Below are 15,023 nucleotides of genomic sequence, written 5' to 3'. Positions count from 1 at the left end.
ATTTTGAAGTCGAGGTATCTTTTTTACATTTGGACAATCTTGCGATAGCTTCTTGAAGTAATCATGAAAATCAGCACATAAGCGATGAGGAAGATAGCGCAGATAGACAAGGTCACAGTCAACATCATAGTCGTATCTATTACACCAATCACTTTTAAAATCAAGCTAAGCATATGGTAGGCAAAGGCTAGATGTATGAAGGCAAAGAGCAAAGGAAGGAAGAAAACAGTTAAAACCTGTTTGTTAATGGTTTGCTTGATTTGCTTCTGATCTAAACCGACTTTCTGCAAGATAATAAAGCGTTCACGGTCTTCATAGCCTTCAGAAATTTGTTTGTAATAGATGACCAGAACAGTTCCGACCATAAAGATAATGGATAGGAAAATACCGATAAAGAAGACACCACCAAAGAGGGCACTCATCTGAGAACTAGCATCTGCTAGATTGCTACCATAAACATAGCTACCTTCCTTGTTTAATTGAGCATTAAATTGATTGAGGTATTTATCATATTCTTCAGCAACCTTGAGTTGTTCTTCTTCGCTGGCATTTACATTCATGCCACCGTAAAACTGATTATAGATAGCCGAATCTGGGAATTGATCCAAAAATGCTTGCAAATTAGGAACAACAAGGTAATTGTAATCAGCAGTCAAAATATTAAACTGATTTGGGACATGGTTGACAATGAAATCTTTAGTAAATTCTTCTTTGACAGAAAATTGATGATCGTTCAGAGTTAGAGTTTTCTGTTCTTTAACTCCCTCATTCTTTGCAAAGAGTCCGACCTCATTTCCTGATAGAGACAGTTTTTGACCAGTCATATTTTCATAATCTTTTTGGTCAAATACCATGAAAACTGTTGTGGGTTGGACACGGTTTTGTCCTTTTTCAAAAATAGTTAACTTATTTCCTTCTTGGTTTGCAACACCAAAGTAAGTGTAACGAAGCACTTCTTTCTCTTTAATCTTATAACCTTTGTCACTTGCAAACTGGCTCAAGAGTTTGTCCAAGTCTTCTTGTTCAACATTTTGCCCTGAAACCCCAAAATCATGAGGATTTAGAACTTTTTTAAAGGATTCTGAGGCATTAAAAATACTAGTAGCTGCTGACATGGTTACCAAAACCATTGTTGACAAGATAGCGATAGTTGCTAGTCCAACCGCATTTTTCTTCATACGGAAAATCAAGTTGGACACTGAGATAAGGTTATTTGGCTGGTAATAATATTTCTTGTTTTTCTTTAAGATTTGTAGGAAAACGGTAATTCCTGCATTGAACAAGAGATAGGTACCAAAGATAACCAGCAAAACAGCTAAGAAGAAAGTTGTTAAAGCTGTAAGAGGATCTTTTACAGTAAGGGCAAGATAGTAGCCAATCCCTAAACTTATGGAACCAAGAATAGTTTGGAGAGGTAAGAAGCGACCTTTTTTCTCTCCGCTAGCTTTCTCACGTGAGAGCTGGAGAGCATTCATACGGGCAATTCGAAGGGCATTCAGGAACATGAGACCTAGGAAAATCAAACCGAAGACAACAAGTACTGTAATGACAACTTTCATCTGGAAGGTAGCGACCAGTTCAACCTTCAATTTCATCAGTTTGAGCAAGAAAGCGAAAATTAACTTGTCAAACAAGGCTCCAATACCGATTCCTGCTCCAACAGTTAGAATCCCAAATAGCACTAACTCCTTAAAGGTCATACTGATTAGATGACGCTTCTCCAAGCCCAACATGCCATAAATTCCTAGTTCCTTGGAACGGTTTTTCATGACAAAACTATTGGCATAGAGGACGATAATGGCTGACGCGAGGGTGACGACAAACATACCAAATCCAAGTGTAGCCTGAATGGTTGTTCCTCCACGGATTTCCGCAATCTTAGGATTAAAGGTTAGAGAGTAAAAGAGATAGGTGACAGTGACTGCCAAAAGAACAGCCAGCGCAAAAGGATAGTAGAGTTTGCGGTTTTTAATCAAGTTCGATACCGCTAACTTATTGGTTAATCGAAACATACTAATTCACCTCGCTTGCCATGACAGTCAAGGTATCAGAGATCTCTTGGAACATCTGACGTTCTGTCTTCTCTCCACGGTAGATTTGGTTGTAAAGAATGCCGTCTTTGATAAAGAGTACACGTTTAGCTCTGCTAGCTGCTGCTGTTGAGTGGGTTACCATGAGAATGGTTTGGCCGCGCTCATTGATTTCATCAAAAACATCAAGAAGAGCTGCAGAGGACTTGGAATCAAGGGCACCTGTTGGCTCATCCGCAAGGAGAATTTCAGGTTCAGTGATGATGGCACGTGCTACTGCTACACGCTGTTTCTGACCACCTGAAATCTCGTAAGGGTACTTCTCTTGCAATTGGTTAATACCCAGATTCTCAGCTGTCACCACCAATTTCTTCATCATCTCCGTAATGGGTCTTCTTGACAAGACAAGCGGAAGCAAGATATTATCTTTTACAGAGAGAGTATCTAACAAATTAAAGTCTTGGAAGACAAATCCCAGCTTTTCACGACGGAAGCTAGAAGCCTGTGAATTTTTAATGGTTGCGGTGTCAGTTCCATTCAAGTAAACCTGACCACGAGTTGGTTTATCAAGCATAGCTAGAATATTGAGCAAAGTTGATTTACCAGAACCAGACTCACCCATGATAGCAACGTAGTCCCCCTTTTCGACGGTAAAGTGAATATCCTTGAGGGCTTCTACTTGGTTGCCCTGAAAACGAGTTTTATAAATTTTTTGAACGTGTTTTACATCTAAAAGTGTCATGAGAATCTCCTTTCTTAATATCCCATCAAATGAAATGTTGCTTGCATCATAGCGCATCCCAGTTGAACACGCTCGATATCTTTATGGCTTGGTTTTCTTGTTTTCTTATGTAAGATTTGTTTCATGATGTTACTCCTTTGTTATTTATGAGTCTAGTTTACATCAAAAAAAGACCGCTTGCCATAACCTAACCTTACAAAAGAGACTTTAATCTTACATTTTTGTAAGATTGGGGGAAATGTAAGCAGATTTAATCTAGAGAAGTACACTGTAGCTTCTAAAATATTGTTAGAAATTGGTTTGAATTTCCCAATCAATTATTGAGTTTTTATTTCATTTCACTATGCAATAAATCACTTGACTTTTTACTATAAAAATTATATAACGTAATTATGAAAGGGCTTACTTTAGAAAGGAGAAAAAATCGGAAACTATAATTTGAGTAAGCTTATTTTAACTATCACTTTATTACCAAAATATTTCTACTAAAAATTTATTTTAGCTCTTTTCCAGAAAGTGTGGATATTATGAAAAAAATCTTGATTACTTTTTTTGCTATCCTTACACTATTTTTCTATTCATCTGTTTTTGCAGATGATACTAATACAATAGTGAGCGAAACTATGACAGCTCAACAACTTGTGAATCAATACGCGACTGATTATGATATCACATTGGAACAAGCATCAGATTTACTTGGTATAAATTTATACGAACGCTCTTCACAGACATATAGAACAATTTCTACTCAAATAACTGTTACAAACTCCTATAAACCATCTATTTCTTTCTACTGCGAAACAAGCGAATATGGAACTTATCATGGTATTATAAGAATATTAAGAACAGAAATGAATAGAAATTATAATGGAATGTCAAAACAGTTTTCTGGTTCATTGTATGTCAATTTAGAACAGGCTGATAGAATATTCTATATAATTAATGGAGATTTCTTTGATAACGGTACTACAACTTTAAGCGGAGGACTGAATATTGGAATAGTTGATAATCACTATAAATATGTATATCATGAAGGGAGAGTTCATTTTTAATGAAACATAAAGAACATATACTCATCGGACTTCTCTATCTGCTCTCTCCATTCATCGGTCAGCTCTTAGTTGAAAAAACATACTTTATCGGTACAGAATTTACAGCTACTGCTTATGCTATTTGCTGGCTATCAGTTGTTATCAGCATCCACCATTTTTCAAAAAATGTATTGTCTCAGCATGAAAAATCAGATTAGAAATCCTGAGTCCAAAATATTATTTTTAATTTGTATATGAGGCTGAGAAAATCTTATTAAAAGTAAAAAAGCTTTAAATCAAGTAATTAGACTATTGATTTAAAGTTTTTTGCTTATTCCAAATCTTTTGAAAAACCTCACCAAAACCAGCCTTCATTATCGTCAATGGCTTGGGCTTCTTTTCGTTTGCGTGGGCCTGTTCCGTACATTTCTGCTTCGATTTCTTCCTTGGTTGGCATGATAGAAGCTAGGATGATATAGATAATCACGCCAAGTCCAAAGTTAGCGACTGTAAAAATAGCAAATAGAAAACGAACAAGGGTAACATCAAAGTTCCACTTGTCTGACAGACCTGCCAGAACTCCTGAAATCATGCGATTTCGTCTCATTTTATAAAATTTACTGTTCATGATATTTCCTCTTTATGCTAGGTTAGATATAGTATATCATGGCTAGGTACGACTTTCATCGGTCCTCAGGCTGATTTATCAGAAGCAATTTACCTCGACAAAGTCCACAGCGATAGCGTTTGGTATCAATCCTACGCTTGCGCTGATACCTTTGCTGGCAGGATTGACAACGATAAAGCTTGAGTGGTTTAGAGTGGCTATTTGTCAAGGAGGGCACAAAGCGTAATCCATCCACTGCTTTCAACAGTTCCTTAAAATCCCGATCCTTGTGTTGATAGCCTTTCCCTTGAAAATAGAGGTGATAGTGACAGAGTTCATGGCGGACAATTTTCCTAAAAACGTCCAACCCCAGTTCCTGATAAACCTTGGGATTAAAATCCAAATGCCCATCATTTGGGAAAAATCGTCCACCTGTCGAACGTAGACGAGAATTCCACTGGACATGATGGATAAAAGGTCTGCCGAAGTCTTCTAGTGAAACCTGCTTGACGTAATCAGTCAGTTTCATTTGGAGCTAGGAGCGACAGATTGACTTTTTCACGTTCAGTATCAATTTTCTTAACCCAAACGGTCACCAAATCTCCAACTGATACCACTTGGCTTGGGTGTTTGATAAATTTGCGGCTCATATGGGAAATATGAATCAGACCGTCCTCATGAATCCCGATATCAACGAAGGCACCGAAGTCAACGACATTACGCACCACACCTTCTAGCTTCTGACCAACCACAAGGTCCTTAATATCTAGGACATCTTGGCGAAGTACAGGTGCGTCAAAGGAATCACGGAAATCTCGACCGGGTTTGAGAAGATCTGCAATGATATCTTTAAGGGTTTCTGGACCAAGGTCTAGCTCTTGCGCCATTTCCTTGACTGAAAGGGACTTGAGTTTGCTTTGGGCTTCTTCGTTTAGGTCTTTAATATCTAAGCGTTTGAAGAGCTCCTTAACAGCAGAGTAATTTTCTGGGTGAACTCCTGTATTATCAAGGATATTGCTACTTTCAGGGATACGGAGGAAACCAGCTGCTTGCTCAAAGGCCTTGGCCCCCAGACGAGGAACTTTCTTGATTTGGGCGCGTGAAGTGATTTTTCCTTCTTCTTCACGATACTTAACGATATTTTCAGAGATAGTTTTGTTAAGACCAGCAACGTGGGAAAGAAGAGCAGGGCTGGCCGTATTAATATTGACACCGACTTGGTTAACCACCGTATCCACGACAAAGTCCAGACTTTCAGACAGTTTCTTCTGACTGACATCATGCTGGTATTGACCAACACCAATTGACTTAGGATCGATTTTGACCAATTCAGCAAGGGGATCTTGCAAACGACGGGCGATAGAAATAGCAGAGCGTTTTTCAACTGTCAAATCTGGAAACTCCTGACGAGCAAGTTCGCTGGCAGAATAGACAGAAGCACCACTTTCATTTACGATGACATAACTAACCCCAGGAAAATCTTTAAGAACTTCCGCCACAAAGGCTTCACTTTCACGACTGGCCGTCCCATTTCCGATGGCAATAATTTCTACACTGTATTGACCAATCAAATCTGCCAAATCTTTCTTTGCTTCTTCGATTTGACGAGCTGATGCTGGTTTGACAGGATAAATGACCTGAGTTGTCAGCATTTTTCCTGTTGCATCCACGACAGCTAGCTTGGCACCTGTTCGAAAGGCAGGATCAAATCCAAGAACCACGCGCCCTTTCAGCGGAGCAACCAAGAGCAGATTGCGCAGATTGTCAGAAAAGAGTTGAATAGCTCCCTCTTCTGCCTTTTCAGTTAATTCTGTCCGAATACGGCGCTCGATAGCAGGCAAGACTTTTTTCTTAACAGATTGCTGAACTACTTCATCAATATAGGTATTTTTTACCTTAAAACGAGCAGCAAAGAATGCTAGAATACGATCTGTTGCATGTTCAAAACTGACCTTCAAGATACCTAATTTCTCACCACGATTGAGGGCTAAGGTACGATAACCCTGCATAGTTCCAACCGTCTCTGAAAAATCATAATAAATCTGAAAAACCTGCTTTTCATCAAGACTTTCATCCTTGACTTGAGAAGTGAGTTTAGAGTGTCTCAGCACCTCTTGATAAGTTAGAGCGCGTAAATTGACATCTTCCGATAAGGCTTCGACCAAGATATCAACTGCACCAGCCAAGGCCTCCTTACCAGTCGCAAATCCTTCACAGACAAACTTTTCAGCTTCTTTATCTAAGCCAGCTACATTCTGCAAAATCAAGCGAGCAAGAGGGAAGAGTCCAGCTTCACGAGCAATAGTTGCCTTGGTCCGACGTTTTTCCTTGTATGGAAGATAGAGTTCTTCTACGTCTGCTAATTTTTCAGCAGCTAAGATAGCTTCTTCCAACTCCTTGGTCAACTTGCCTTGTTCTTGAATCTTAGCCAAGACAGCTTCCTTGCGGTCATTGAGATTGGTCAGACTTTTATCCAAGTCGATAATGGCCTTAATCGCCACCTCATCCAAACTACCAGTCATGTCCTTGCGATAACGTGCGATAAAGGGAATAGTAGCCCCTTCAGCTGTCAAACTTAGAACGGTATCAATTTGCTTTAACGTCACTCCCAAATCCTGGGAGATTTTTTCATATTTTTTATCCATGAATCTATTATACCACAAGCTAAACGTTTCAAATTAGCTCTTACAATTTTAAAACATAAGTTGGGAAATAAATTTACTTCATTTCAATATTCTATTCATTGAGAAGGTTGCAATTTAATTCTAATAGTTTACAAAAGGATCAGTGATTAATTGCACTGTTTTTATTTTTTACAAAACGCTTTATAAAGCTATTTATTGAAGTTAACGAATCAATTTTCAGAGCAAATAAAAAATCGCAAACCTGAGCTTACGGTGGGGATAATCTTTTTTGAAATTTTTAAACAAAAAAGGAGCATTTAAGCTCCCTCATTTGAAATAACGGACACTTGGCTGCTCGGTGTACCCAGCATCTCAGATACCTTTTTCAAGGTGCGGCAGGAACCTTTCTGCCCTCAAATGTCTTTCGTTAACGTTATTCTAGCACTATCTACTTTTTTGTCAAACTTTCTCAATCTACCAGACTTAATCAGGATTTATAAAGCTCTATTATTCGTTAGATACTCAATTTTAACTTTTCCCTTTTCCTTAAAATAATAGTATAATAGAGGTAGAATTTAGAATCGAGGTACACCTATGGCTGTAAAATTTACAAAACGAGACGACTTGGACAAAATGTTTGAAGAGTTTGCGAAACTCCCTGATTTGAAACAAGTCACTTTTCCTGATGACAAAGAGAAAAAAGCCAAAGCAGAAAAGAAAAACTAGATGACTGCTTTCCAACAACTCCCGTCTAGTGTGCTTCAGACTGGGGCTATTTTTCTCTCTATTATCATTGAAGCCCTACCCTTCGTTCTGATAGGAAGTATTGTTTCAGGGCTGATTGAGGTTTATATCACACCTGAAAAGGTTTATCATTTTCTCCCTCGAAATCGTTGGGGGAGAATCTTTTTTGGGACCTTTGTCGGGATGCTTTTCCCTTCTTGTGAATGTGGAATCGTCCCCATTATCAATCGTTTTCTGGAAAAGAAGGTTCCCAGTTACACGGCTGTTCCCTTTCTCGTAACAGCGCCTGTTATCAATCCTATTGTTCTCTTTGCGACCTATTCTGCCTTTGGCAATTCCTTCCATGTCGCCCTGTTACGAGCTCTAGGTTCCATTGTAGTAGCTGTTATACTTGGGATTTTTCTGGGATTTTTCTGGCAAGAACCGATTCAAAAAGAAAATCGGTTGGCCTGTCATGAGCATGATTTTTCTCATTTGAGCTCTGCAAAAAAGGTTTTTCAGGTTTTTGTGCAGGCCATTGATGAGTTTTTTGATACGGGGCGTTATTTGGTATTTGGCTGTCTCTTTGCTTCTATGATACAGGTCTACGTTCCAACTCGGATTCTGACCTCTATCAGCGCAACCCCTCTTTTTGCCATCCTGCTCTTGATGCTTTTGGCCTTTCTTCTCTCTCTCTGCAGTGAGGCGGATGCCTTTATCGGTGCTTCTCTACTCTCTAGTTTCGGTTTGGCACCAGTTCTGGCCTTTCTGGTGATTGGCCCAATGCTGGATATTAAAAATATTCTCATGATGAAAAATTACTTGAAGGCACGATTTATCAGTCACTTCATTATGATTGTGACTCTTGTCGTCTTAGTGTATTCTCTCTTGATTGGAGTCATCCTATGATTCGATTTTTAGTTTTAGCTGGCTATTTTGAACTGACCATTTATCTCCATCTGTCAGGCAAATTAAACCAGTACATCAACATGCACTATTCCTATCTTGCCTATATTTCCATGGTGCTTTCCTTTATCTTGGCAATCGTTCAATTGTATATCTGGATGAAGCAAGTCAAAACCCATAGTCATCTGAACAGCCGATTAGCGAAGGTAACGAGTATTGCTCTTCTGACCATTCCAATTGTCGTCGGTTTAACTTTTCCAACTGTTAGCTTGGATTCTCAGACCGTTTCAGCCAAAGGCTATCATTTCCCCTTATCAGAAGGCACGGATCAAGCCATTCAGACAAGTGAAGGTACGACAAGCCAATATTTGAAACCAGATACCAGTTCTTATTTTTCAAAATCAGCCTATGAAAAGGAAATGCGTACGGCGGCGGATAAATACTTGTCCCAAGATAGTATTCAGATCACCAACGAAAACTATATGGAAGTCATGGAGGCTATCTACGACTATCCAGATGAATTTGAGGGCAAGACAGTCCAGTTCACAGGTTTTGTCTACAATGACCCCAGTCATGCCAATAGTCAATTTCTGTTCCGCTTCGGCATTATTCACTGTATCGCAGATTCTGGTGTCTATGGATTGCTGACCAAGGGAAATACCCGTCAGTATGAAAATAACACCTGGATTACAGCCAAAGGAAAACTAGTCAATCACTACCATAAAGAACTCAAACAAAACCTCCCAACCTTGGAAATCGACAGCTTTACCAAAGTCGATAAACCAGAAAATCCCTACGTGTATCGCGTGTTTTAAAAAGCAAACCAAGTTCATAAAAAACTCTAAGCAGGCAGAGCCTGCTAACTCATGACAGAAAAAGAAGTTTATCTTATAATGAAGATGAACAATACCAATCCATAGTGTTTAATAGGGCTTTTCCTAGCCTCTACAAAAAACTGGATGAACAAGAGTCGTGAAATAACTCTAATATGCCTTGAGCATGAAAATATCTTACTAGTAGCCTCTTGTTCTATTATTCAAATAGTTAACAGGAGGTTTTTATAATGGAAGTCATGATTGAAACGTGTTTGTATTCTTTTGAATCAGTAACTATTCCAATTTATCTATCTTGAAATAAATAAAATCCCTTTGTAATACTATAAAAAATAACTAACAAAGAAATAACTATAAGACTCGGTTGCCAGAAACCTGATATATCTACTAAACTACGGCCTAAAAATTGGCCAATAAGGCTAACTAAAATTAAAATAATTAAATTGAAAATTACTGACACTAATAAAATTAACACCGAATGTATTATTGCCTCGCCTATACGTATTTTAAAAAGTTGTAATCTTGACACTCCCAGTGTCTTTAACTGTTTAATGTCTTCAATATCTTTATTAGAAGATAAAATTGTAAGAGAAATAGAACTAGTAATAATCAGAATAATTGGAGCAGACATATAAGCAATAAAAGAAGCTCTTGCTTCGTTTACTCCGTTTGCTGTATTCATGAATGAATACATATTTTGGGTGTAAAGAATAAACCCAGAAATGAGAGTTACTCCCATGCTCATTGAAGTTTGTATACTTTTCAAATAGCTAGGATTGGATAGTAGATTCCAAAAGCCTGTATTAACTACATAATTTTCAGTTGGAAATATCCTCATTAAAAATTTTATTAGAAACATTTGAATTGATGGAGATAGTGATTGAATAATAAGGATGTGAATAATTAATAAAAATAATACTATGCTTGACTGTTTTTCAATTATTTCTTTGTTTCTGATAAAACCTGCTGAAACAATAGAACCTATACATAGTAACCATAGGAATAAACGAACAGAGATGTTAACAAATCCAGCTACTGTAACTTTTCTTTTTTCTTTTTTGGTTTTAATATTGATGATATTTTAAGTATTCGACTTGAATAAAAGTAAGCCCCTATCCCGACAATTGTTGGGACTATGAAAACACTCAATAAAATTGATTGAATGTTGGCTGTAATAACTAAATCAGGTAACTCATCTCTTCCTAATAAATTTTGTAAAAATTTGTAGTAACTATCTGCCATGATAAATGAAAGTATTGTACCAATACTACTAACAATCACTGCCATTAAATAAAACTGTCCAGATACTAATAAAGATAGCTGAGTTCTGCTTGCGCCTAAGATAGCCCACAATTGGTAATCCTTTTTAAAGATATCTATTAGCAGTCTTATATTATTTGAAATAAGGAAAAATAGAGTAGTCCCGCCAAAAATTATTAGCATTTGAAAAAGTTGTGAAGCGTTAATATTAGCAGTCTTGATTGAACTAGCAATACCAAATAAAGATGTTCCAACAATCAGGCTTGATACAAATAGTAATGGTATTGTTCCTAACCATTGTCTTTTTGAGTACTGAAATTGGTAAATGATTAATTTTAGCATAATAAATCCTCCTCAAATTAATCTTTACTACTTTCAAGTGCTTGGTAGAGCTCATCAGCTGAAGGTTTAATAATTTGTTGAGATATTTTTCCGTCTTTTAAAATCAGTGCTCTGTCAGTTTTTGAAGCCAACTCAATATCATGAGTAACCATAAAAACACATTTTCCTTGACTCGCTAAATTACGAAGTGTTTCAAAAATAAGTTTTCTTGAGACGCTGTCCAGAGCTCCTGTTGGCTCATCAGCAAAAATAATTTTACTATCAGCTATTATTGCACGAGTAATAGCCACTTTTGCTGTTCTCCACCTGATAAGGTAGCAACTAATGATGATAGTTCTGCTTTAAAATTCAAACTATCCAACATTTTTTTTACTTTATTGCTATCAACACTCTTTCCTGAGAGTCTCAGAGGAAGTGTAACATTTTCTAGTACAGGTAGAGCGGGTACCAGATTATAGTTTTGAAAAATTATTGCAATATCTTGCCTTCTAAATTGAGCAAGCTTCCCTTCTTTTAAGGTGTATGGATTTACACCATTGATAACAACTTCGCCACTTGTTGGTTCAGATAAACTTGATAAGCAACTTAGCAAAGTAGACTTTCCAGAACCACTGACACCAAGTATTGATACAAAATCTCCATAATTGACAGATAAAGAAATATCTTTCAAAATAGAAACAGTTTTGTCTTGTCCTAACAAAAACTCTTTTGAAAGATTTGAGACTTTAACAGCTACATTATTAACCATAATAAATCCTCCTGATTCCAGTGTCATCTTTGATTTAATTATACAATATTGGAATTCTATTAATATCAAGTAAGTAACTTATGAAACGTATTTTTAATGGATAAAATTTCTATTTCCTCTGAATCTCGAATAAAGGTCTTTAGCGAACTAAGAATTTTTTCTATTACCATAATAGTATCATAAACGAGGGTTGATTGAAAGCGTAAACATAGCTTTATTAAGAGGTACAGCTTTTCTATACAAAATTTAAACATAAAACTTAGGTATACTTAATAAATGAGAATTAAAGTTAGCTATAACGAAAATAGGAGCATATGTAAAACTCTAAGCAGGCAAAGCCTGCTAACTCATGACAGAAAAAGATGTTTAGCCTATAGTGCTGGCATTAAAAAATCCTCACACATCACGCAAGGAAATCGCTAAATAAAACAGGCTTTGACCATGTCGGGATTAATTGCAGCACATTCCAAGGATCCAGCTTTTTCTTCTTTTTACAATCGAATTTCCCAAAGAGTAAGCAAGATGAAAGCCGTCATTTCTTATGCTCATAAGATTCTCAGAATCATTTACAAACTACTCTCCATCAAGCATACTTATCAAAAAGAGAAGGGGCTAGGACTGAGGAAACAGTTCTAACGCCAAAACTAAAAAATTTCAATTACACGCTAGCACAGGAATTGATTTTTTGCGCTTTTTTACTGTCTTTTTTCAAATAAAAACACCTCAAAAGTTAGATTTTCTAGCTCTAACTTTTGAGGTGCATCTCATTTATGTATGATAGTCTTTTGGTTATTATTTCATCTATCTTTGCTAAAAGAAAGAATATTATTATGAATTTGGGTCATCAAGACTACGACCATGTAAACCTTTTTCACGTTGGACTTGACGTAGTTTTTCTGGCGTAACATCGTTTCCTTCTTCATCCACAATTTTGATTCCCTCAATGTGGTGACGAACAGAGCGACGATAACCTTCGATGTACTCCTCACGTAGTTTAGCTTGTTCCACTTTTTCTTCTGGTGTCAAGCCTTCTGCTTTTTTCTTTTTAGCAAGCTCGTTGATACGATCAATTTTTTTCTGATCCATTTCTTCTCCTTTGTGATAAGATAAAGTCCGTTTATCAAATTTTATTTAGTGTTAATTTGGTTAAAACGAGCAAGTTTAGCTGCTTTTTGAGTTAAATGAGACAAGATAGCCAAACGATTTTGACGGACAGCCTGATCTTCTGCCATTACCATGGTATTCTCAAAGAAAGCATCAATAACTGGACTAAGCGCAAAGAGTTGTTTCAATTGCTGACTTGCAGAACCTGATAAAACAAGTCTTTCTACTGCTTCCGCCAAGGCTTTTTCTTGGTCATTCTCAAAGAGAGCTGAATCAACTGTAGCTACTCCTTCTACCTTCTCAGCCAAGTTAAAGGCACGAGAAAGTGATTCAACAGAAGGTTTGAAGTCTTCTTCCTTACTTGCTTCTACAAGAGCACTTGCTGCTTCCAACATATCCGCCACAACAAAGTTCGAACTTGCAAGTACTGCTTCCTTAATATCTTTTGGAGTAGAGCCCATCATCTTATCAACACGAGCCTTGATAAAGTCTATAACCTCTGTCTTATTTTCATAAGTCAAGCTGTCAAATTTCAAAGCATAAAGGCTATCAATCAACTCATCCATAGCAATGTGCCAACCAAAGGCATCCAAGATACGAACCACACCTTGCGTCGCGCGACGAAGGGCATAAGGGTCATTTGAACCTGATGGAATCAAGCCTACTGAGAAGAAACTCAAAATCGTATCCAATTTGTCTGCAATAGCTAGAATGGCTCCAACCTTGCTCTCTGGAAGTTCTCCTTCGGCTGATGTAGGCATGTAGTGTTCACGAATAGCAGCTGCCACTGCTGGAGTTTCCCCAGCAAGAAGGGCATATTTCTCCCCCATAATTCCTTGGAGTTCGTCAAACTCACCAACCATCCCTGTCAACAAGTCAAACTTGTAAATGGCTGCTGCACGAGCTAGGTCAACTGTTTCATCCACTGACAAGCCAGCTTTTTCTGCCAAAAGTACAGCGATTTGACCAGTACGAATCATGTGTTCACGAAGGGAACCGATTTTCTCATGGAAAGTCACATTGTTTAATTTTTCAACAAGGTCAGAAATCACCAATTTTTGGTCTTCACGCCAGAAGAATTCACCGTCTTCCAAGCGGGCTACCAAGACTTTTTCATTTCCTTTGATGACATTTTCCAAATGCTCTGCATTTCCGTTACGGACAGAAATAAAGTTTGGCAATAGTTTACCGTCTTGATCACGAACAACAAAGTAACGTTGGTGTTCTTTCATTGAAGTCACCAAAACTTCTTCTGGAACTTCAAGGTATTTGGCATCAAAACTTCCCATAAAGGCAGTTGGGTATTCAACCAAGTTCAAGACTTCATTAAGCAAATCATCATCAATTTCGATACGTACACCATGCTCAGTTTCGATTGCTTTGATTTGGTCAACAATCATTTGCTCACGTTCACGTGGATCTGCGATTACATACTGCTTACGAAGGTCTTCTTCATAGCTCAATGCTGACTGAATCTTAGTTTCTTGTCCCAAGAAACGATGGCCACGGCTCACACGCCCTCCCTTAATATCAAGGAAATCCAAATCAAACTCTTCTTCATCTAAAAGAACAGTTAAAGTGTGAACAGGGCGGATGTATTCAAAGGTGTTGTTAGCCCAGTGCATGCTGACAGGGAAAGTCAATGACTTCAAGACATCTACAACACCAGGAACAATTGCTTCAACTGCTTGACCAACTTCTTCCTTAGTGACATAGACATATTCTTCACCCTTGATTTCACGGAATTCGATATCTTCAACAGTCAATCCTTTTCCACGAACAAATCCTTGAGCTGCTTTGGTGAAGTTTCCATCGCTATCCAAGGCAATTTTCTTTGCTGGTCCCTTGAAATCTTCTGTCAAATCAGATTGTTTGTCTGTAAGACCAGTCACACGAACAGCCAAACGACGTGGTGTTGAGAAGGTTTGAATAGCTTCAAAAGACAAGCGATTTTCCTTAAGGAAGGCTGCCATTTTTTCGCCTAGTTGTTTTTCACTTGGTGTGACAACATAGGCTGGTAATTCTTCAAGACCGAGTTCTACTAATAAGTTTTTTGTCATGTTTTTTCCTTTA

Annotated in this window: 12 protein-coding genes and 2 pseudogenes; 5 read left to right on the top strand and 9 right to left on the bottom strand. The window is 37.7% G+C overall.

The features are described from left to right. Positions 1-23 precede the first annotated feature (23 nt). A complete protein-coding gene (locus tag ACWPV5_RS03930) occupies positions 24-2,012 on the bottom strand; it encodes an ABC transporter permease (protein ID WP_261008957.1) in 1,989 nt (662 codons plus the stop codon). 1 nt (position 2,013) lies between these two features. Further along, positions 2,014-2,772, bottom strand: coding sequence for an ABC transporter ATP-binding protein (locus tag ACWPV5_RS03925; protein ID WP_000173372.1), 759 nt, complete (start codon positions 2,770-2,772; stop codon positions 2,014-2,016). 527 nt (positions 2,773-3,299) lie between these two features. On the opposite strand from ACWPV5_RS03925, the gene ACWPV5_RS03920 reads away from it, so the two are divergent. After that, positions 3,300-3,824: a hypothetical protein gene (locus tag ACWPV5_RS03920; RefSeq protein ID WP_261195966.1), complete on the top strand. Its 525-nt coding sequence runs from the start codon at positions 3,300-3,302 to the stop codon at positions 3,822-3,824. Then, positions 3,824-4,021, top strand: coding sequence for a hypothetical protein (locus ACWPV5_RS03915; RefSeq protein ID WP_049524568.1), 198 nt, complete (start codon positions 3,824-3,826; stop codon positions 4,019-4,021). The genes ACWPV5_RS03920 and ACWPV5_RS03915 overlap by 1 nt, the downstream gene beginning before the upstream one ends. A 137-nt stretch (positions 4,022-4,158) precedes the next feature. Here ACWPV5_RS03915 and ACWPV5_RS03910 read toward each other — a convergent pair whose 3' ends face one another. The 3 genes from ACWPV5_RS03910 to ACWPV5_RS03900 are packed head-to-tail and all read right to left on the bottom strand — an operon-like array spanning position 4,159 to position 7,055. Next, complete coding sequence (locus tag ACWPV5_RS03910) at positions 4,159-4,431, bottom strand: PspC domain-containing protein (protein ID WP_001085044.1); 273 nt, start codon at positions 4,429-4,431, stop codon at positions 4,159-4,161. A 55-nt stretch (positions 4,432-4,486) separates the two neighbouring features. After that, complete coding sequence (locus tag ACWPV5_RS03905; protein WP_261043708.1) at positions 4,487-4,939, bottom strand: SprT family protein; 453 nt, start codon at positions 4,937-4,939, stop codon at positions 4,487-4,489. Continuing rightward, a complete protein-coding gene (locus ACWPV5_RS03900) occupies positions 4,926-7,055 on the bottom strand; it encodes a Tex family protein (RefSeq protein WP_454382409.1) in 2,130 nt (709 codons plus the stop codon). The genes ACWPV5_RS03905 and ACWPV5_RS03900 overlap by 14 nt, the downstream gene beginning before the upstream one ends. 573 nt (positions 7,056-7,628) lie before the next feature. Here ACWPV5_RS03900 and ACWPV5_RS03895 point away from each other — a divergent pair. From ACWPV5_RS03895 to ACWPV5_RS03885, 3 genes are read left to right on the top strand one after another with little or no spacing between them, the layout of a single operon-like run. Further along, on the top strand, positions 7,629-7,760 hold the full coding sequence (locus ACWPV5_RS03895) for an SPJ_0845 family protein (protein WP_000268685.1): 132 nt from the start codon (positions 7,629-7,631) through the stop codon (positions 7,758-7,760). Next, the gene (locus tag ACWPV5_RS03890; protein WP_023942490.1) at positions 7,761-8,666 is read left to right on the top strand and encodes a permease; all 906 of its coding nucleotides are present in this window, start codon (positions 7,761-7,763) and stop codon (positions 8,664-8,666) included. Then, positions 8,663-9,478, top strand: a complete 816-nt coding sequence (locus ACWPV5_RS03885; RefSeq protein WP_023942492.1) for a TIGR03943 family putative permease subunit — start codon at positions 8,663-8,665, stop codon at positions 9,476-9,478. Before ACWPV5_RS03890 ends, ACWPV5_RS03885 begins: the two co-directional genes overlap by 4 nt. 304 nt (positions 9,479-9,782) lie before the next feature. On the opposite strand, the pseudogene ACWPV5_RS03880 reads toward ACWPV5_RS03885, so the two are convergent. From ACWPV5_RS03880 to glyS, 4 genes and pseudogenes are all read right to left on the bottom strand, one after another. Further along, positions 9,783-11,098: pseudogene (locus ACWPV5_RS03880) on the bottom strand (beta-carotene 15,15'-monooxygenase). Between the two features lie 17 nt (positions 11,099-11,115). Continuing rightward, a pseudogene (locus tag ACWPV5_RS03875) lies at positions 11,116-11,846 on the bottom strand (ABC transporter ATP-binding protein). An 828-nt stretch (positions 11,847-12,674) separates the two neighbouring features. Next, complete coding sequence (locus ACWPV5_RS03870; protein WP_000372163.1) at positions 12,675-12,932, bottom strand: DUF896 family protein; 258 nt, start codon at positions 12,930-12,932, stop codon at positions 12,675-12,677. Between the two features lie 41 nt (positions 12,933-12,973). Beyond that, on the bottom strand, positions 12,974-15,010 hold the full coding sequence (gene glyS, locus ACWPV5_RS03865; RefSeq protein WP_261026894.1) for a glycine--tRNA ligase subunit beta: 2,037 nt from the start codon (positions 15,008-15,010) through the stop codon (positions 12,974-12,976). Positions 15,011-15,023: the final 13 nt, after the last annotated feature.

It is taken from the genome of Streptococcus sp. Marseille-Q7156 (assembly GCF_965119495.1).
This window is presented reverse-complemented; position numbering and strand designations above follow the sequence as displayed.

Bases quoted from the DNA above. Each gene is read 5' to 3' on its own strand.
- ACWPV5_RS03930 (WP_261008957.1), bottom strand. From the start codon at position 2,012: ATGTTTCGATTAACCAATAAGTTAGCGGTATCGAACTTGATTAAAAAC.
- ACWPV5_RS03925 (WP_000173372.1), bottom strand. From the start codon at position 2,772: ATGACACTTTTAGATGTAAAACACGTTCAAAAAATTTATAAAACTCGT.
- ACWPV5_RS03920 (WP_261195966.1), top strand. From the start codon at position 3,300: ATGAAAAAAATCTTGATTACTTTTTTTGCTATCCTTACACTATTTTTC.
- ACWPV5_RS03915 (WP_049524568.1), top strand. From the start codon at position 3,824: ATGAAACATAAAGAACATATACTCATCGGACTTCTCTATCTGCTCTCT.
- ACWPV5_RS03910 (WP_001085044.1), bottom strand. From the start codon at position 4,431: ATGAACAGTAAATTTTATAAAATGAGACGAAATCGCATGATTTCAGGA.
- ACWPV5_RS03905 (WP_261043708.1), bottom strand. From the start codon at position 4,939: ATGAAACTGACTGATTACGTCAAGCAGGTTTCACTAGAAGACTTCGGC.
- ACWPV5_RS03900 (WP_454382409.1), bottom strand. From the start codon at position 7,055: ATGGATAAAAAATATGAAAAAATCTCCCAGGATTTGGGAGTGACGTTA.
- ACWPV5_RS03895 (WP_000268685.1), top strand. From the start codon at position 7,629: ATGGCTGTAAAATTTACAAAACGAGACGACTTGGACAAAATGTTTGAA.
- ACWPV5_RS03890 (WP_023942490.1), top strand. From the start codon at position 7,761: ATGACTGCTTTCCAACAACTCCCGTCTAGTGTGCTTCAGACTGGGGCT.
- ACWPV5_RS03885 (WP_023942492.1), top strand. From the start codon at position 8,663: ATGATTCGATTTTTAGTTTTAGCTGGCTATTTTGAACTGACCATTTAT.
- ACWPV5_RS03870 (WP_000372163.1), bottom strand. From the start codon at position 12,932: ATGGATCAGAAAAAAATTGATCGTATCAACGAGCTTGCTAAAAAGAAA.
- glyS (WP_261026894.1), bottom strand. From the start codon at position 15,010: ATGACAAAAAACTTATTAGTAGAACTCGGTCTTGAAGAATTACCAGCC.